The sequence below is a fragment of the Vibrio toranzoniae genome (assembly GCF_024347655.1).
GTDB classification, from domain to species: Bacteria; Pseudomonadota; Gammaproteobacteria; order Enterobacterales; family Vibrionaceae; genus Vibrio; species Vibrio toranzoniae.
In genome coordinates, this window is record NZ_AP025515.1 from 1,314,031 (window position 1) to 1,333,327 (window position 19,297).

Annotated in this window: 16 protein-coding genes; 10 read left to right on the plus strand and 6 right to left on the minus strand. The window is 43.0% G+C overall.

Annotated features, from left to right (window positions below):
- Positions 1-28: 28 nt before the first annotated feature.
- On the minus strand, positions 29-2,122 hold the full coding sequence (locus tag OCU50_RS20200) for a TonB-dependent siderophore receptor (RefSeq protein WP_060469744.1): 2,094 nt from the start codon (positions 2,120-2,122) through the stop codon (positions 29-31).
- Positions 2,123-2,461: 339 nt separating this feature from the next.
- Here OCU50_RS20200 and OCU50_RS20205 point away from each other — a divergent pair, with 339 nt between their 5' ends.
- Both OCU50_RS20205 and OCU50_RS20210 read left to right on the plus strand, forming a co-directional pair.
- On the plus strand, positions 2,462-4,285 hold the full coding sequence (locus OCU50_RS20205; RefSeq protein ID WP_060469743.1) for an ABC transporter ATP-binding protein: 1,824 nt from the start codon (positions 2,462-2,464) through the stop codon (positions 4,283-4,285).
- A 237-nt stretch (positions 4,286-4,522) separates the two neighbouring features.
- The gene (locus tag OCU50_RS20210; RefSeq protein WP_017058068.1) at positions 4,523-4,939 is read left to right on the plus strand and encodes a VOC family protein; all 417 of its coding nucleotides are present in this window, start codon (positions 4,523-4,525) and stop codon (positions 4,937-4,939) included.
- Positions 4,940-5,084: 145 nt separating this feature from the next.
- On the opposite strand, the gene OCU50_RS20215 is transcribed toward OCU50_RS20210, so the two are convergent.
- On the minus strand, positions 5,085-6,005 hold the full coding sequence (locus tag OCU50_RS20215) for a DMT family transporter (RefSeq protein WP_082710384.1): 921 nt from the start codon (positions 6,003-6,005) through the stop codon (positions 5,085-5,087).
- 266 nt (positions 6,006-6,271) lie between these two features.
- Between OCU50_RS20215 and OCU50_RS20220 the strand changes: the two genes are divergently transcribed.
- Complete coding sequence (locus OCU50_RS20220; RefSeq protein ID WP_060469742.1) at positions 6,272-7,672, plus strand: alpha-amylase family protein; 1,401 nt, start codon at positions 6,272-6,274, stop codon at positions 7,670-7,672.
- Between the two features lie 91 nt (positions 7,673-7,763).
- On the opposite strand, the gene OCU50_RS20225 is transcribed toward OCU50_RS20220, so the two are convergent.
- Positions 7,764-8,738 carry a LysR family transcriptional regulator gene (locus OCU50_RS20225; RefSeq protein ID WP_060469741.1) on the minus strand — a complete coding sequence of 325 codons (975 nt, stop codon included), beginning with the start codon at positions 8,736-8,738 and terminating at the stop codon, positions 7,764-7,766.
- 100 nt (positions 8,739-8,838) lie between these two features.
- On the opposite strand from OCU50_RS20225, the gene OCU50_RS20230 reads away from it, so the two are divergent.
- The 5 genes from OCU50_RS20230 (at position 8,839) to OCU50_RS20250 (ending at position 14,105) form a co-directional block, all read left to right on the plus strand.
- Positions 8,839-10,191 (plus strand): MATE family efflux transporter, encoded by a 1,353-nt coding sequence (locus tag OCU50_RS20230; RefSeq protein WP_060469740.1) that lies wholly within the window; start codon positions 8,839-8,841, stop codon positions 10,189-10,191.
- Positions 10,192-10,356: 165 nt separating this feature from the next.
- Positions 10,357-10,602: a hypothetical protein gene (locus OCU50_RS20235; protein ID WP_060469739.1), complete on the plus strand. Its 246-nt coding sequence runs from the start codon at positions 10,357-10,359 to the stop codon at positions 10,600-10,602.
- A 403-nt stretch (positions 10,603-11,005) separates the two neighbouring features.
- Complete coding sequence (locus OCU50_RS20240) at positions 11,006-12,010, plus strand: response regulator (RefSeq protein ID WP_060469738.1); 1,005 nt, start codon at positions 11,006-11,008, stop codon at positions 12,008-12,010.
- Position 12,011: 1 nt separating this feature from the next.
- Entirely contained in the window at positions 12,012-12,449 is a 438-nt protein-coding gene (locus OCU50_RS20245; RefSeq protein WP_060469737.1) for a PAS domain-containing protein, read from the plus strand.
- Between the two features lie 612 nt (positions 12,450-13,061).
- A complete protein-coding gene (locus tag OCU50_RS20250; protein WP_060469736.1) occupies positions 13,062-14,105 on the plus strand; it encodes a GMP reductase in 1,044 nt (347 codons plus the stop codon).
- 253 nt (positions 14,106-14,358) lie between these two features.
- Here the strand turns inward: OCU50_RS20250 and OCU50_RS20255 are convergent, their stop codons facing one another.
- Positions 14,359-15,879 (minus strand): ISNCY family transposase, encoded by a 1,521-nt coding sequence (locus tag OCU50_RS20255; RefSeq protein ID WP_082040340.1) that lies wholly within the window; start codon positions 15,877-15,879, stop codon positions 14,359-14,361.
- A gap of 292 nt (positions 15,880-16,171) precedes the next feature.
- Entirely contained in the window at positions 16,172-16,669 is a 498-nt protein-coding gene (locus OCU50_RS20260; RefSeq protein WP_060469735.1) for a hypothetical protein, read from the minus strand.
- 126 nt (positions 16,670-16,795) lie between these two features.
- Here OCU50_RS20260 and OCU50_RS20265 point away from each other — a divergent pair, with 126 nt between their 5' ends.
- Both OCU50_RS20265 and OCU50_RS20270 read left to right on the plus strand, forming a co-directional pair.
- Positions 16,796-17,506 (plus strand): hypothetical protein, encoded by a 711-nt coding sequence (locus OCU50_RS20265; RefSeq protein WP_060469734.1) that lies wholly within the window; start codon positions 16,796-16,798, stop codon positions 17,504-17,506.
- A gap of 238 nt (positions 17,507-17,744) precedes the next feature.
- Positions 17,745-17,999 carry a hypothetical protein gene (locus OCU50_RS20270; RefSeq protein ID WP_060469733.1) on the plus strand — a complete coding sequence of 85 codons (255 nt, stop codon included), beginning with the start codon at positions 17,745-17,747 and terminating at the stop codon, positions 17,997-17,999.
- Positions 18,000-18,327: 328 nt separating this feature from the next.
- Here the strand turns inward: OCU50_RS20270 and OCU50_RS20275 are convergent, their stop codons facing one another.
- Positions 18,328-19,002, minus strand: coding sequence for a glutathione S-transferase family protein (locus tag OCU50_RS20275; RefSeq protein ID WP_060469732.1), 675 nt, complete (start codon positions 19,000-19,002; stop codon positions 18,328-18,330).
- Positions 19,003-19,297: the final 295 nt, after the last annotated feature.

Consider the following 19,297-nt stretch of genomic DNA (forward strand, 5'->3'; position numbering starts at 1 on the left):
ACGCTATATTTAGTGAGCTATGAGCGGGTTACCACTTATAGTTTGCATTTAGCATTACAGAGCGAGATTGACCGTAGTAACACCAGTAATCACAACCAGACACATACTCTTCGTTAAGAATATTGTTCACGTTTAGCTGTGCTTGCCATTGATAGGTGATGTCATAAGTTACCGCTGCATCCCAAAGTGTCACAGATGGAACCGTTAGATCTGAGCTCTTAGGGTTGTCTTTTGATTCACCAACGTAGCGAACACCAGTACCAATATTGAGGTTTGGAATAAACGCTTGTGCACTGTAATCAATCCAAGCTGATGCTTGATGCTCTGGGATAAGTGCTGCTTGCTGCTTACCTTTACCAAATGTTTCATCAGTCTCTGCTTTCGTATAGGTGTAACTTGCCATTAGTTTTACAGAGTCTGTAAGCTGAGCTGCACCGTCGATTTCAACACCTGTCGATGTTACTTCACCTGTTTGCGTTGCTACCCAAGTAGAAGGATCTGTAACGAGTGCATTCTTCTGAGCAATATCGAACCATGCAACATTAACAAATCCATCGATAAAGCTAGGTTCGTATTTAACACCTACCTCAACCTGTTCGCCTTCAAGTGGCTTGTATAGCTCGTTTGTTGAAGCATCGATAGTACTGATAACTTCAAACGATTGAGAGTAGCTTGCGTATGGCGATAAGCCGTTTTCAGCAAGGTACATTACGCCAGCACTTAACGATAATTCACCATCATCGCGAGATTCGCTTTGAGCAACGTTTGTGCCTTTTCCTGTATTCTCGGTTTTAACCCAATCGTAGCGAGCGCCAACGTTACCAATCCACTGATCGTGTAATTTAAGCTGGTATTGTGAGTACAGACTTGCTTGAGATTTCGAGATCTCACGCTTGATATTGTTTGCAGAATCAAGCGGGGTGAAGTTGCCGTATTCTGGGTTTGACGGATTGATCGTGCCAAACGCATAGTTGTCTTGCTCTAGGCCATCGGTTTTGTGGTATTGCAGATCCATGCCAACTAACACCGTGTGTCCAGCGTTGTTAGTGATCCAGTTACCGACTGCATTATTATCGAAGGTGATGCTCTCGTTTTTACCATCACGGAATACGATACCTTGCGTAAGTTCTTCAACAGATGGATCGTTGTTTGAGAAGGCGTAAGAGCTGCGAAGGTATAGCTCGTTAGCACCATAATTCAGGTTTTGAGAAAGCTTCCACGTGTCGTTAAGTTCGTGCTCTAGCAAGTAGCCTAATGAGAATTGAGTTCGTTCATACTTGTCGTAGTCAGGTTGACCAAGGTTCGTTGACGGGTCAATGTGGCCAAAATTCGAGCCGATCAATGTGCCTGCTGCTGGGAAGAAAGGGTTCGTTGGTACACCATCATCATGAAGGTAGCTTGCTAGAACGGTAAGCATCGTGCGATCAGAAATATCAATCTCAAAGCTTGGCGCAATGTAGAAGCGTTCATTGCTTGTACCGTCTAGTTCGCCATCTTCACTCTTCATTAAACCGACTAAACGGTAACGTACACTGCCATCTTCGTTCGCATCATCAGCAATGTCGTATCCGACCGCTTGGTGATTATTGTTGCCCACCTCGATCTTAACTTCGCCTTGAGGTGCGAAAGTTGGTTTCTTTTGAACAGCATTAACTAAGCCGCCAGGTGCTGATTCACCATAAAGTACAGCAGAAGGGCCTTTAATCACCTCAACACTTTCTAGGCCGTATGGTTCGACTAACCATGTGTAATAACCATCTCGAAACAGACGATTACCATCTAGGTAAGTTGCAGCATCAAAACCACGAATTTTGAACCAATCAGTGTCATTGTCAGCGCCGTATGGCTGTGCAGTTACACCTGATGTATAGCGCAGTGCTTCATCCAGTTTTTGTGGTGCTCGAACACGCAATTCATCTTCAGATATGATTGAAATGGATTTAGGTGTTTCTTTTGCAGGGGTTTCTACTTTCAATGCTTGAGCTGTCACGGTGATCGTTTCTACTTCTTCTATTGAAGTGCCTGTCGCAAAAGCAAATTGAGTCGGAAGTAAAAGAATTGAGCCCACTACTAGGCTTCGCTTAACAGCAAGGCTAAGCGTTTTTGGTTTTAGGATGGTCATTATTTTTCCACTGTACTGATTGGTTACTCGCTCTTTTAATGCAAAGAGTAGTGATAATGGTTCTCATTTTTGTTGCGAGTATACCTAGTTGATAATAATCATAATTAGATCTAGATCACATTAAGGTGACAATTTGAAAAATTATTGCGTGATCAATATTTGATAATTGTAGGTGTTTACATATCGGCTAAGCGCTAATGACTGTTTTTTAGTTTTTCAATTACAAATTGATATGTTTGCGCATCTATTGATAGATTCAAAAAAAAGCTACACAAGTCTGAAGAAATCTTGATAATGGCGACCCCGTCCCCCGATAGCACAAGACAGGTATTACTACTTATGTTTAATTGGTTTGAAAACCTTACGAAGCCATTTCCATCACACGAGACCGAAAAACCGCCAAAAAGTTTATTTGGTTTTTGTCGTTTTTATACCCGAGGTTTTGAAGTGCCTTTGGTACTAATGGCGATTCTAAGTGCATTGATCGCTATTTCAGAAGTGGCTTTATTGCGATACCTAGGGGAGCTGGTTGATATATTAGCCAATCAAGACAGAGAAACATTTTGGCAAGATCAAGGAGACAGCATCAAGAATATGTTGATCCTTGTCGTTGTGATTATGCCAACGTTGGGCTTTTTCCATTCGATGATCATGCACCAGTCGCTGCTAGGTAACTATCCAATGTCAATTCGTTGGCTAATTCACCGTTATTTGTTGAAGCAAGCCGTTGGCTTTTTTCAACGAGATTTTGCTGGACGTGTCGCTACCAAGGTTATGCAAAGTGCATTAGCAGTACGCGAAACCGTGATGAAACTTCTTGATGTATTGGTGTATATTTCAGTTTATTTCATCTCAATGATTTGGATGATGGGTGAGTCTGACCTCATTTTAATGCTGCCAATTCTAATTTGGTTAGTACTGTATATTTTTATTCAACTCTACTTTATTCCGAAAATGAAACAAATAGCGACAGTGCAAGCGGATGCTCGCTCTATCATGACGGGCCGTATTGTTGATTCTTATACGAATATTTCGACAGTTAAGCTCTTTGCACATTCTCAACGTGAACTCGATTACGCTGAAAGCAGCATGAAAGGCTTTTTGAAAACTGTTTATCGCCAAATGCGAATGGTGACATGCTTATTATTGAGCGTGGACGCAATTAACTACCTATTACTTATTTCAATTGCTGCTACTTCTATCATGTTGTGGCTCGACGCCAGTGTAACGATAGGGGCGATAGCGGTGGGTATTAGTATAGCCCTTCGAGTTCAAGGCATGTCGAAATGGATCATGTGGGAAGTTAGCTCATTATTTGAAAATATCGGCACAGTTGTCGATGGTATGAATACCATTTCTAATGATGTTGAAATTAAAGATGTTAAAAATGCAAAATCATTAGAAATTAAACAAGGTGCAATTGAGTTTAATAAGGTTCACTTTAACTACAATGAAGAGAAATCGGTATTTAACGATCTTGAACTGAATATCAAGCCAGGAGAGAAGGTTGGTATTGTTGGTCGTTCTGGCTCAGGTAAATCGACCTTGGTTAATTTATTATTGCGTTTCTATGATGTTAACAGTGGTCATATTCGTATTGACGGACAAGATATTTCTCAAGTTGAACAAGAGTCGTTGCGTAAACATATTGGCATGATCACTCAAGACACTTCATTACTGCATCGCTCAATCAAAGAGAATATTCTTTACGGCGACCCTGCAGCTAGTATGGACGACGTGATTGCTGCAGCGAAACAAGCGCATGCTCATGACTTTATTCAAGAGTTGAAAGATGAAAATGGCAATAAAGCGTATGACGTAGAAGTAGGTGAGCGTGGGGTTAAGCTTTCGGGTGGACAACGTCAACGTGTTGCCATTGCGCGAGTGCTTCTTAAAAATGCTCCTATCCTGATTATGGACGAAGCAACGTCGGCATTGGACTCGGAAGTTGAATCAGCAATACAAGAAAACCTTGATGCGTTAATGGAAGGTAAAACGGTAATTGCGATTGCCCACCGACTATCAACCATTGCTGCTTTAGATCGTTTAATTGTTATGGACCAAGGACAAGTTATCGAACAAGGCTCACACCAAGAGCTCCTCGAACTGAATGGTGTTTATGCCAAGTTATGGCAGCATCAGACTGGCGGTTTCTTAGGTTAGAGCCGAACTGTTATAGAAAGGAATGCAAAACGAGCCCAAGTGGCTCGTTTTTTTCTAGATGCTCATTTGAGTGATTACGGATTTGGACATCGTTACCTTATGGTTCGTTGAGCCCATTACATAATTTGCGAACTAAAAACGCTCTCAAAATAAATACAAATTAGCTCTTTACCTCAACTTAACTTTAGGTATTAGGATATGCAACGTTGCTTACGAGAATACTTTAAGGAGAGAAGAATGATCCAACTTGAACATGTGAATTTAGTCGTTAAGGACATCCCTGAAATGCTGACTTTCTACAAAGCGGCGTTTCCACACTGGTACGTCCGTGATGAAGGAAAAGGCGAATGGTCAGGTAAGCCACGTAACTGGCTGCATTTTGGTGACGAATATCAATATATTGCACTGAGTGATCACGGTGAAGGGGAAAACAGAGATTTGGCAGGGCACTCGGTTGGCCTCGCGCACTTTGCTTATGTGACACATAACATCAATAGCGTGATTGAGCGCCTTATTGATGCGGGCTTCCCAATCGCCAAACCCGGCGCCGAAGAACCTTATCGTAAAAACGTCTATTTTGTGGATCCGGCTGGCTTTGAAATTGAATTTGTTGAATATCTGAGTGATGACCCCAAACTACGCAATGCCACGTAATAAAAGTCGTTCATCGAGTTGGTTTGCTAGAGCTAGTTTGTTCGAAATAAACGTCTAAGAAAGAGTGCTAGGAAAGACTTACAGAAAAGGGCAGTGTGGATTATTCCGCAATGCCCTTTTTTAAACTTGGCTTAAAGGTAGGGAATTACTTCATGCCTAGCTTTTGGTCTTTCGCTTTAAGGGGCGTCAGCAACTGTTTGCCAAACACATTAATTAGCGCGCCTGTTACGATGAGGCCACCACCTAAGTACGTCCAAACCGATGGGATTTCATTGAAGATCCAAACACCTAATAGTGCAGAAAATACGATCTGAATGTATGAGTAAGCCGATGCTTTACCCGCAGCTTGGGTTTGCATCGCCTTGGTTAAACCATATTGACCTATTTGTGTGAAAACCCCGACGAGAACCAGCATCACGGTTAAAAATAAGCTGGGCCAGACAAAGTCGTTCCAAATTAAGGCTGTGGATATTGGCAGGGCAACCAGTGGGAAATAGAAGATGATCACAGAGCTGTCTTCCGTTTGGCTAAGCTTTCTCACAATCACATACGCAATCGAGCTACCAAACGCACCGCATAATGCCACCAGAATGCTGAACAGGGGTAACTCACTGCTCGCACCAGTGTTTATGCTTGGCTGAACCATCACCAGTAATCCTGCTAGACAGAATGCAATGCAGATCATCGTTGATTTCTGGACGCGTTCTTTCAGGAATAGCACACCGAGCAACGCGGTAAATATTGGATGGACGTATTGTAAGATAGCAGCTTCTGCGAGCGGCAGTGTCGTCACTGCATAGTAAACGCACATCAGCGCAGCCGTACCGACAGCGCCACGCAGGAAAAGCAGTGGTTTGTTGTGACCCCAAACCGAAATGCCTTTTCGTTTCACATCGATATAACTGATGATCAAAGACACCAAAGCCCTAGCCGCGACAATTTCAAATACAGGTATGCCATAGCTGCTAATGTACTTTACACAAGCCGACATTAGTGCGAATCCAAAAGCGGAGAGGAGCATGAACCTAACCCCGACAGGGATCAGTGAAAAAGAGAAAGAAGGCATAAAAATATCAATCGGTTGAGGGAAGTGGAATCATAACGTAGTTTTGGAGAGCCGACCAAAGGCTTTGTCTGGTTCCCGTAACTTAATTCAATTAATTCTCATTTCAGCACGGTTTGCTTTTATCCTACATAATATCGGTTACAGCTCAGTTTTATAAAATCCCCCTCAACAGAAGGTGACGCTAATTCAACTCTGATTTATCCGCCGTTTTCATTGTCTCTGCCATTCATATTATTTCTGTGAATCTATAATGAGAGATATGTTCTATGAAACCAATAAATACCCTACTCATATCCACGCTCGCACTTTGCTCTTTTAGTTCAGCCACATATGCCGACAGCATCCTTCATGCTTTCAACTGGAAGTACTCAGACGTAACAGCCAATGCCAATCAAATTGCCCAAGCTGGCTACAAGAAGGTACTGGTTGCTCCGGCAATGAAATCCAGCGGCAGCCAATGGTGGGCGCGTTACCAACCACAAGATCTGCGTACTATTGACTCTCCTTTGGGGAACAAACAAGATTTAGCCGCAATGATCACCGCACTTAAAGGCGTAGGTGTTGATGTTTACGCTGATGTTGTACTCAACCACATGGCGAATGAAAGCTGGAAGCGAAGTGACTTGGATTACCCTGGCACTGAAGTGCTAAACGATTATGCCAGCCGTTCAAGTTACTATGCCGACCAGACTCTGTTTGGCAACTTAGGGCAAGGTTTTGTCTCGGCTAACGATTTCCATGCCGCAGGCTGTATTTCAGATTGGAACGATCCGGGTCATGTTCAATACTGGCGTTTGTGTGGTGCCGATGGTGATGTGGGTCTTCCAGATCTAGACCCAAACAACTGGGTAGTGTCACAACAGCGTTTATACCTGAAAGCGTTAAAGGACATGGGCATCAAAGGTTTCCGAATTGATGCAGTGAAGCACATGAGTCAGTACCAAATCGACCAAGTGTTTATGTCTGAAATCACCGCGAACATGCATGTGTTTGGTGAGGTGATTACCAGTGGTGGAGCAGGGAACAGCGGTTATGAGTCTTTCTTAGCGCCTTACTTAAACAATACTAACCATTCCGCGTACGATTTCCCGTTGTTTGCATCGATTCGATCAGCGTTCTCAATGAGCGGCGGTATGAACCAGCTGCATGATCCAAAAGCGTACGGCCAAGCACTCGATGACAACCGTTCGATCACCTTCGCGATCACACATGACATTCCAACCAACGACGGCTTCCGTTACCAAATTATGGACCCACAAGATGAGCAGCTTGCTTACGCTTACATTCTTGGTAAAGATGGTGGGACGCCGCTGATCTACAGCGATGATCTTCCTGATTCTGAAGACAAGGATAACGGTCGTTGGGGCAATGTGTGGAACAGTTCGACAATGAAAAACATGTTGAGCTTCCATAATGCAATGCAAGGCAAATCAATGACGATGATTTTGAGCGATCAGTGCACTTTGTTGTTCAAGCGTGGTAAAGAAGGCATAGTTGGTATTAATAAATGTGGTGAAACGCGTGGCGTGACAGTTGATACTTACCAACATGAGTTCAATTGGCATGTTCAATATAAAGACGTATTGAGCAGCGCGACAGAAACCGTGACTTCTCGTTATCACACCTTCAACTTACCACCACGTAGTGCGCGTATGTTTAAGCTTTAGTGCTTGCTCAATAAAGCGAAACACGATTGATAGATAGCATATGCCGCAGTAAGTTCTGCGGCTTATTTATATCTGGGCTTAAGGCTTACCGTCACTGTTGATCGCAGATAACACCAGACCAATGATTTTGATGGGATAGCGCTTTCAACAATTCGATCTCTTTCTCTGTCTCTATTTTAAGCCAATCAATGAGATCATTAATCACAGGCGAGTGAGTGCGTTGGTGGATGAAATAGGTCCAAGCACTGTTTTGGATCTTGGCATTCTTCGGGCAGTACAAGAAGCCACGTTGTAGATCTTGTAAAACCAAAAGCAAATCCGTCACTGTGACACCTTCACCCGATAAGCAAGCGCTGAGTGCCATATCCAAGGACAAGAAACTGGTATTTCTGACGGGTTTCTTTGGTGGGAATTCAACATCGGCCAGCCATACTTTCCAATCATGATGATCTAAGGTCGGGTGCAGCCGTGGCATGGTTAAGATCGAATCGAGGTCGGTGTCTTTATTTGTTGAACTGGCGGAATGAGTTAAGTTTGTGGAGCAGACGGGGGCCATGAACTCTTCACGCAAGAAGGTGATGTCAGGCGCGTTGTCATAGCGTTTTTTGAATCGCGTATGGAAGATCAACAAGTCGTATTCGCTGCTGTTGATCGCTTCATCCTCTTCAATCACAGGAACTATCACGATCTCGTAATCAGGGTAACGCTCGTTTAATTCACGTACCTTAGAGATCAACACGCGCGTAGCGAAACTCAGGGTTGCTTTGATCACAATACGTTTCTGTTTAGGTTCACTCCAAGAAGCGATAACCGATTCGATATTTCCGTAACTTTCACGCAAAGCAACATACAAATCATGGCCTTGTACCGTTAATTCAATCGCTCGATGTTTACGAATGATTAGCGATGCGTTCAGCTCATCTTCAAGCTGTTTGATCTGACGGCTGATCGCACTCTGTGTCACGTTAAGCTCATCAGCAGCCAACGTAAAGCTCATCAGCCTTGCAGCCACTTCGAAGGCTTTTAAGCCATTATGGGAGGATGGCAAGCTAGGATATGGGGTCATAATTCATTCGTATGAGTTTTTGGAATGCTAGAGTCGCAAATTTATCAATTGAACGCCAGCCCCATCGATCGTATTTTGGGCGAAATTAACTGAGGCGCTCATGAAAAAAATACTCACTCTTGCATTCCCTTTGATCATTTCACAGCTGATATCCATGGCTTTAGTCCTTACTGATGTTTGGATGATGTCGCGAATCAGCGTGTCAGCGCTTGCGGCGGGTGGCTTAGGCGCTTCTATCTACTTCTTCATCTTCATTATTGCGAGCAGCACAGTCGGTTGTGTCGCAAACCTAATTGCTATTGCTTATGGTCAGCGTGTGGCTCGCCCAGAGTTTGGTAATACACAAATTAGATTGGCGGTAAAAGGCGCAACCATGTTGGCGTTCGTGCTCAGCGTGACCTTAATGGCGAGCTTCTGGTTTGCTCCGTTGGTATTAGAAGCAGCAAAACAGCCGCCAGAAGTGATCACCTTAGCGATGGAATATGTACACGCCTTGAAATGGGTAATGTTGCCTTCGCTTATCTTATTGGTGCTGCGTGGCTTAACCAGTGCGTTTGGTAATGTGCGTTCTATTCTGGTGATGTCGATTATCACTGTGATTTTGAATGTACCAGTCAGCTACTTCCTTACGTTCCAACTTGATATGGGCTTAACAGGCTTGGGCTTAGGCACGGCTATCGCGGCATTTATCGTGATGGTTGGATATACGGTTTGGGTGTTTAAACGTGATGAGTTCAAACAGTTCGCCCCTTGGCTCAATACCGAAGAGTACTCCATCAAGCTGATGAGCCCTTTGTTGTTAATGGGTTTACCTATCGGCTTGGCGGCCTTGCTTGAGCATGGCTTGATATACGGTGGCACTTTAATGGCGGGTACTATCAGTATTGCTTCGTTAGCTCTACACCAAATCTTACTTCAATGTTTAAGCTTTACTTGGAACTTCAACTTCGGCTTTTCACAAGCTGCCGCTATTTTGGTTGGCCGTGATTTTGGTGCGGGTAACTACGAAGGAATTAAAAGAACCTCGATTCAAAGCTTTATACTGGTGTCGGTATTGAGTGTGGTCTTGTCTGTTGTGTTCATTCTATGGCCGGAAATGATTGCTTCTATCTTTAAGCTAAATGATGGCACTGGCGCAATGACGTCGCTATTGGCTTCGGTTATCTGGGTCGTGGCGTTGTGCTTTATTGTTGATGCTTGGCAACTGTTGGCGATTAACCTGCTAAGAGGAATGAAGATTGTCTCCATGCCAACGGTGATGACTGCTATCGGTTACTGGGTATTTGGCCTGCCTGCCGCTTGGTATTTGATGCCAAAATTTGAATTGGCAGGGATCTGGGGTGGAATCGGCGTTGGCTTGGGTGTGACTGGTATTCTGTTGCTTATTCAACTGATGTTTGTCATTCAAAAGAACAGCAAGTCTCCGGAGCTATCGAATCATGCTTATTCATGAGTGGCTTGTACTGCTAGCCTCTAACCATCAACCTTGAGCTATAAACCTTTCACTATAAAACCTGAACTGTGAATCTCGTAATATAGACCTTGGTCTTACAGAAACCGAGCACAAAGGTGACTAGAATGGTTTGAGTTGCTCATCATTTTATCAAGGAATACACAAATGGAAGTTGGACTGTTCTGGGCTGAAAAAGGAATGTTAGTGCTTGGCGCACTGTTTGTTTTAACGAGCATAATGCAGTACGGAAGACGCAGTAGCGATTGGAAAGGCGTGATTACGATGTTCTACAAGCGTATCCCAATGAATATTGCGGAATACAAATGGTACCGACTCGGTATCGCGTTATTGGTTTTTGCCGTAATCATCCGTTTTGCCTTGCTGATTCTATGGCCTACCTATCAGTTCTAGCTTTTTTCGTTAATGCTTTTGCTTTAGTTCTTATGCTTTAATCTTGAGGTATTGGCTTATCTCTTACATTTGTGAGCATCTCTTACATTAGGCATACAAAGCGATAAATGCACGAGTAAACCGAGCCTTAATATACTCATTTATTCAAGTTATTATTAACGCTATCATTTAATAGAATTAGTGCTATTACTCCATAAAATAGTGCAGTTAGTTGATTAATAATAATTGTTATTATCTTTGTAGCATATTGATTTACATAAAGAATAATACAAGATAATAGCTCACCCGCCTGTTTTATCATTCTTACTAATAATCTACACATAAATCCATTCACCTCGTACCTGATACCATAAGGATCTGTTACACTCGTCCGAATTAGCTTTAATTTGTCGGTGGTGCATTTATGTCGTTCCCAGTTCTTATATGTGATGATTCTGCGTTAGCAAGGAAGCAGATGGCTCGATCACTGCCTAGTTCTCTAAATGCAGATATAACTTTTGCTGTTCATGGGCTTAATGCACTTGAAGAGTTAGCTCAAAACCAGTTTAAACTGATGTTTCTTGACCTCACCATGCCGGAACTAGATGGCTATGGAACATTGGAAGAGATGCAACGTTTAGGTGATACCACGCCTGTTGTGGTTGTTTCGGGTGACATACAACCAAAAGCGCAGCAGAAGGTCATGGACCTTGGTGCCAAAGCGTTTTTACAAAAGCCGATCGATAAAGAAGCGTTAAAAGCCATTTTACGCGAGCATGTTGAGCCACCAAAACAGCCTCAGTTGGTGACGCCTACCGCTCTAGAGCTGCCAATACTGCGTAGACGCGATATCTACATGGAAGTGGCTAACGTTGCGATAGGCCGTGCGGCCGATGCATTGGCGCGTCACTTTAATGTATTTGTGCACTTACCATTGCCGAACGTGAACATCTTCGAAGTGAGTGAATTGCATATGGCACTTCGTGACCTAGCAGACAACGACCAAGTATCGGGTGTTTGCCAAGGCTTTAGCGGAGAAGGCATCGCAGGCGAGGCATTAGTCTTGTTGAGCGATTCCAGCGTGAGCGACCTTAAAAAGCTCATGAAGGTACCAACAGACAGCGAACAGCTTGAAGAGTTAGAACTGCTGATGGACGTGTCGAATATCCTTGTTGGCTCGTTCTTGAATGGGTTAGGGGAGCAATCAGAAGTTCGTTTTTTCCAGAGCTCGCCTGTTCTGCTAGGGCAACACATCTCAATTGATTCTATCATCGAAAATACCAGTGGCTCGTTTAAGAAGACCATGACTTTTGAAGTCAGCTATAACATTGATGGTACTTCCATTCGTTGCGACCTTCTGTTTATGTTCGTGGACGAATCCCTGCCTCTTCTAGACAACAAATTGGCCTACTTAATGGAGGAGTTTTAATATGCTGAATCTTCCTGCTGAATTTGAACAGTTCCACTGGATGGTGGACATGGTTCAAAACGTCGATATGGGGCTGGTGGTCATTAACCGTGACTTTCAGGTACAAGTTTGGAATGGCTTCATGACGCACCATAGTGGTAAGCAATCGCATGACGCGATCGGTAAGTCGATCTTTGAACTGTTTCCTGAAATCCCAGAAGAGTGGTTTAGGATGAAAACCAAGCCAGTCTACGATTTAGGCTGCCGTAGCTTCATTACATGGCAACAAAGGCCTTATCTGTTTAAGTGTCGTAATGTTAGGCCAGTAACTCAACAAGCTGATTTTATGTATCAGAACGTGACACTGAACCCGATGCGTTCGCCAACAGGCCAAGTCACCTCATTGTTCTTGTCTATTCAAGATGCGACAGCAGAAGCGTTGATGTCTCAAAAGGGCTAACACATTTTCTAGCTCGATTATTCAATAGCTTTAAAAGAGCGCTCCGAACATCGAATAAAATGGTTAAGGTTCTCACCTTAGCCATTTTTTTGATGTCTATGCTTCGGGTGTGTTTCCAAACTGGTGCTAAATGTAAAGTCATGAGATTGCCGAATTTGCTCGCAAACGAAGAAAACTTGGGAAAAAATCGAATTTATTTAAGAAAAAAGGCATTTTTTTGTTGGAGAAAAGTATAAATTTTATGTGATTTAGAGGCATTTTCTTCACATATTTACTTAGTGATAGAGGGATTGAGCTAAAAAGGGAGAAAACGATTGCGTAATAAACCGACAGTGCTTGCGTTAGAGGTTCGCTAAGTTATTAATTAGTAAGGATTTAGTGGCAAGGTGTAACTGAGGGTTTTTACCAGATATGGAATCTTTGAGAGGATAGCATAAAAAAAAGTGAAATATCAGACTTGCTGTTACTAAATCACGACCTATAATGCTGAAAACCGGAGCGTCTGCCAACGCTCCGGTTTTTTTGTGTCCGAAGAAAAGTAAACTCGTCTGCCAACGGTTTTACTACGCATTTCGCGAGAGACACATCATTTTATGAATCAAGGAAAACACCATGCGTATCGAACAAGAACTTAAGTTAGGTTTCAAAGATGTACTCTTCCGTCCGAAGCGTTCTACCCTTAAAAGCCGTTCTCAAGTTGAATTAACCCGCGATTTTACATTCAAGCATAGCGGTCGTCAATGGTCTGGTACTCCAGTAATTGCTGCGAACATGGATTCGGTAGCAAGCTTTGAAATGGCAGCTGCTCTAGCAGAGCACGGTGTGATGACTGCGGTACACAAGCACTACACAGTAGAGCAGTGGGCTGAGTTCGCTAAAACAGCAGACAAGAAAACACTGAACAATGTATTTGTTTCAACGGGTACATCTGAAGCTGAGTTTGAGAAAGTTAAGAAGATCATGGCGCTTAGCGAAGACTTCGTATTTATCTGTATTGATATCGCTAACGGCTACTCGGAGCACCTGGTTGATTACGTGCAAAAAGTACGTGCTGAATTCCCAACTAAAGTTATCTCTGCCGGTAACGTGGTAACAGGTGACATGGTTGAAGAGCTAATCTTAGCGGGCGCAGACATCGTTAAGGTTGGTATCGGCCCTGGCTCGGTTTGTACTACTCGTGTTAAAACAGGTGTAGGTTACCCTCAACTTTCTGCAATCATCGAATGTGGCGACGCGGCACACGGCCTTGGTGGCATGATCATCGGTGACGGTGGCTGTTCATGTGCGGGTGACGTATCTAAAGCGTTCGGCGGCGGCGCTGACTTCGTAATGCTAGGCGGCATGCTAGCGGGTCACTCTGAATCAGGCGGTGAAGTCGTAGAGCAAGACGGTAAGCAATACATGAAATTTTACGGCATGTCATCTCAGTCGGCTATGGACAAGCACTCTGGTGGTGTTGCTAAGTACCGTGCAGCAGAAGGTAAGACTGTTTTACTTCCATACCGTGGTTCTGTTCATCACACAATTTCTGACATCCTTGGTGGTGTACGTTCAACTTGTACATACGTAGGCGCAGCAAAGCTTAAAGAGCTAACTAAGCGTACGACTTTCATCCGTGTACAAGAGCAAGAGAACAACATATTCGGTAAAGAGTAATCTGAACGACTTCGAATAGTTTGAAAATCAAGAGCCGCTTTTTAGCGGCTCTTTTTTGTTTGGGGCTTATAAAGGAATTTTTGATATGCAGCCTACATAACCGATCAAATTCCTTGCTAAAGGTGGGTAAAACAAGGTGTATGAGTTGTTTCAATGTTAGATGTTCATGTCATTACTGAGGGAACATGACGGGATAAGTACCAACCGATTCTGTCATGCCTTTATATTCTAGTATTCATATCGTTCAACTGCCTCACACATCGATACTCATTGATTGGGATTGCTTGATTCTCATCTCTCGTGTGTTGAGCTTTTCTCTTTTCCAGATAGTCTGGATGGTACTGATACTCACGGTAATGTTTTCTTGTTTGAGTAGTTTCATCACTTGTATCGACGTATTATGCGGGTTGAGCAACGTCAACTCGATAATCCTATCTTCGGTGCTCTCTGGGATTGCGTTTTTACTGCGCTTCAGTGGCTTATTAATCCGTTTGAGGCCAAGTGGCCCTTCCTCTTCCATTATTTGTTGATAGGTATATAAGGTTTGGCGTGAGCAACCTAAGATGCGAGCGGCTTTAGAGACACTACCAAGCTCTGCAACCAACTCCAGAGCCTCTATTTTACGTTGTACCTCTTTGCCGTATTCGTTGCATTTACGTGGCTCTACTAACTCAGTGATGTCTAACCGTCGATGACCGAAGTAAGCAGAGAAGGTACCATCGAACTGACATCGTATTTCTACTTTTTGGTTCTCTATGGAGTAACGTACTGGCGAGTCGATAACGTACATTTTGCTATCAAAGCTAAACGTGTGGTCACGTCGTATCGTTCGATATTCTTTCTGTACGCAGATGCTGTTAAGGTCTAGGTCAGGTGGCAACGACTTGAACGCAGAGCTCGATTTAGTCGCCTGAACCATCACATTATTCACCCAGTATTTTGGGATAAACTCCTCTTGCAAGTATCGGTTTGCGCTCTCCATGTCAGCGATGTTATTGAGGCGCAGTTCGGGGACAAGGCGGTCTTGGAAGGTGTCGAAGGCTCGTTCGATTCGTCCCTTCCCTTGAGGTGAGTTGGCGAAGATAATTTCGATACCGAGTTCATCACAAGCTCGCTGCATTTGCGAGAAGTTGCTGCGTTTCGGCCCACCAAAGATACCTGCTCGATCCACGTAGAGAGTTTTGAATATGCCTCGCTTTTCAATATAAGCTCGCATCACCTTCATACAGCCTTCGGTGGTCTCTGAAGGGAAGAACTGCGCATGAATATCACTAGTAGCGTCATCAATGATGGCAATCAAGCAAGACTTCTCATCACCAAACCAGCGATGAGGGCTGCCATCCATTTGCAGCATAAGCCCAGGCAACGGCATACGCTCTCGATACTTCCTTACTCGACTTCTACGGCGTTTAGAACGCTTCACATGGTGAATGTCATGAGCCCAAGAACGCAACGTTTCACGCTTAATCGACAGCCCTTCATTTTTGCTCAAAAGCTCCGAGAGATGTTGAAGATTAAAGTCGTAGTACTTGGTTTGAATGAGGGCTTGAACCTCTTTCTTGAGTGACTCAGGGATTTTATTGATGGGAGCACGACCAGTGTTACCATGAACCACGAACCGAATGCCTTCCTTGCGATAGCGACTCAAGTAACGTTCAACGGTTCTTCGTGATTTTTGCAGTAATTGCGTGGCACTATTGATAGTAATTTTGCCATCAATGACTTTGCTAATGATATCGACAGTAAACTGTGATTTTGAATCCATATAGAACATCCTTAGCACCCTTTAAAGCTCATTTGATTACTTTAAAAAGTACGCTAAATCAGTCCCGACATTTTCCCTCGGTAGTTAGTGTAATGACAAAGTCGCTTGGTAATTAAGGTACGACAGAATCGCTTGGTGATCACACAATGTTAGACGTTCACCCAACACATTATTGCCCCAAAACCGTTTAGAGTAAAAGGTCATTCATATACTGTTAGTACTTACTTGCCCTACTAAATCTTATGCGAAAGTACTTATTGTTAGAATACCAAATTTATATTTATTCTGGCTCTCTTAAGAACTATGGTTCACTGTTACCCCTATCAATGTCAGCACATAAAGAAGAATCTTGCTCGCACAGTTCTATGCTTTTTTGGGAACGTTGCTTGAGCACTTCTACAACGTCTTTGTTGCCGAACTTATCTCTAATATCACGGTATGCGGTGTAGGCACAATAACTTCCGCCAGTAACCAAAACGCAGACTCCAACTGTTAAGAATTGAGCCATCTTTCGTCTTGTGTCGGGGGGGAGCTTTTGAATAAAATCTGGCTCTTTTGTGGATGACGTTATTAGGTCGCCATCATCTAATTCCACAGAAAAGCCGTGCTTAAGTGCAATTGAAACCAGTTGGGGATACTTATCTACCTGAGGCAATTGACTGTCATCATCGTTTTTCCATTTAGTTATTTGAGAAGAGCTTACTCCAACTTCATCGGCGAAAGACTGTTGAGTTTCGTACATTTTAATAAGTTTAGGTAGGAATTGAGGTGCATTTACTATTTTTCTACGGTCTGTCATATTATCCTAACTAATTGAAAATTAAGGTTTTCCTAGTTTTTACTAACCTTTCCAACTGTTTACTATTATATGTGCACTGGCATAAATATAGTGTGAGCGAGCCCAAACGATAAGGAGTTAGTGAATATGAATAGAGCTTTAAGAGTTGACCCAAAAGTCATTACTGAGTCATTGGCAAAAGGGTTAGCTGGTAGACTCGCCAGAGAATGCGAACAAAACAAAGATCATCTATTAAACATACTTGCCAGTGCTAAAGGCATAAAGAATTTACAGAAAAAGTGTATGAAGTTCATTGGTGATGGCAAGGCAGTGTCAGGCATCTATTTAGGGGAGAAGTCGCACATAGCAATGCAGGCATTCTTTGACCCGATGACGCAAAAGTTTGGTGGGGGTTATGTAACTAAGCTGAATGGAAAATACTCTTTTTACGCTTCAGATCTACGTTTTAGTAAACATTCGATAGAGCGATTAATTGAAAGGATGAAACCAGAATACCCCCATGTATGCTTGGCCCATGCTATTAATGCGCAGATAGAGTGCAGATTTCGAAATGAACAACAATCCTGTATCAACTTAGATCAAGTCTACCACAACCCCCATGACGGGGTAGACGTGGCACTACCGTATGTACAGGACGGTAATTTGCTGGGAATGTGGTTTGCAGCGAGCATTGGTGACAGTACCGCTTCTACAGCAAAGTCTCTTACGGCAAAGACGTTTGTTGATTGTTCACTATTGAGAACAGAACAATACCGTGCTTGTATAGAAGTTTACGATCATCAAATGAACAGTAAGGAAGAAGGGCTTACCCATAGTCATATCCCTCTTTGGAAATAATAACGACATCGTCAACTGATCTGCAACTGCAAAACTGAACACTGCACCAAGCGAATTTCCCATACTTGAAAAAGCAATGAAGTTTTTAGAAACAGATAATAGTGAGCATTGGATTCAAGATGTCCATATTGCATTTCGACAGTACTTTGAAAACCAACCACCCATAAAGGCAATCATTGAAAAATCTCAATTATAACAGTGTGTTATGATAGGTTACCTCAAGGGTAAGGAGTTTGCTATGACAAAAAAAGCGTTAAAATTGGAAAATAATTATTATATCAATATGGATACGGTGACTGAATTCTCTATTGAAGGTCAATGGCTGAGTATTACTACGACAGCTCACCCGGAGATTGGAAGGTACGTTGTTGCCCTTCAAGGTTCACAAGACGCTTCATATGCTCGTTTTACAGTTCCAATTAATGAGTTACACCGAATAAAAAGGGAGCTAGGGGAATACATGGGGGTAGATCTAAATTCAGAAGTTTCCTAAAAAGGAAGTATGCCGTTGATCTTTGGCATAACAAACTGCAAAGGGAAGACTTGTGTTGTGGATGACTGATGTCGACCTATCGACTAAAAGCTTTGCTATACCTCAGGTAATCCGGTAACTACTAATTTAGTGAAATCTATAAAACGCTTTTGTCCAGAAATGTGTTTGAGAGAAGTGGATAATTACGAATATCGAAACTGCGTATCAATCCTCAAAAATATCAAGTCGTGACTTTTCAATATGATTTGAATAGAAAGAGCCGCTTTTTAGCGGCTCTTTATGTTTGAGTTCTAGCTATCACTCAGTAGAGCGTTAACTTTCAATTCTTCTATTTCGCATAATTCGAAGGAAACAGTGCTCGTTTCGCTTCTTCATCACGTTCGGTTTTAAATTCAACGTCTTTGCCGGTTTCGCGAGCGCGCAGTGCGGCTGGACGGGTGTTGATTGCGTTAAACCAACGCTTCAAATTCGGGTAAGGTTCTAGGCCTTCTTCACCAAGCACGAAAGGTGCTTTATCAATCCAACCCCATGCCGCGACATCGACAATGGTGTACTCATTTCCGACGAAAAACTCACGACCTTCCATATGCTTTTCTAACACTTCGTAGTGACGTTGTGCTTCACGTAGGTAACGGTTCACGGCGTAGTCTAGGCCTGTTGGGGCTGCATGACGGAAGTGTACCGATTGGCCAGAGTAAGGACCAAGGCCGCTCGCGATGAACATCATCCAAGATAGAAGTTCTGCTCTGTCTTCTGGTTGTCCCGCTAGCTTGCCAGTTTTCTCTGATAGGTAAAGAAGGATAGCGTTAGAGTCGAATACACGTTGTCCATCATCTTCAATCGCAGGTGTTTTGCCGTTCGGGTTAATCAAACGATATTCCGGCGTGTGTTGCTCGCCTTTTAAGGTATCGACAGGAACCAGTTCAAAATCTAGGCCTGTCTCTTCTAGAAACAGAGCGATCTTCATTGGGTTGGGTGTTTGGTGAAAATAGAACTTAAGCATGGGGTAACTCCTTGTATTGGTCATTCATTAAAACACCACTTGAACGACCGTTCAATAATTGATTTTGATTTATTTGAAAATCGGTTGATTCGCATTCAGCCTCTATGTCGCACTAACTTCGTTATCTAAACGTGAATCAGCATAGAATTATCTAGTGTGTTGGTTGTTAACTTGTTGAAAAAATGACCTTAAAGCTGCTTCTTTCGATTCGTTGTTTTATGCGGAGTTTGGGTTTTTGATTGGTGCTTCACGGTTTTTTAATGCTAGGGGCTTAAATTGGTCAGCAAATCTGATG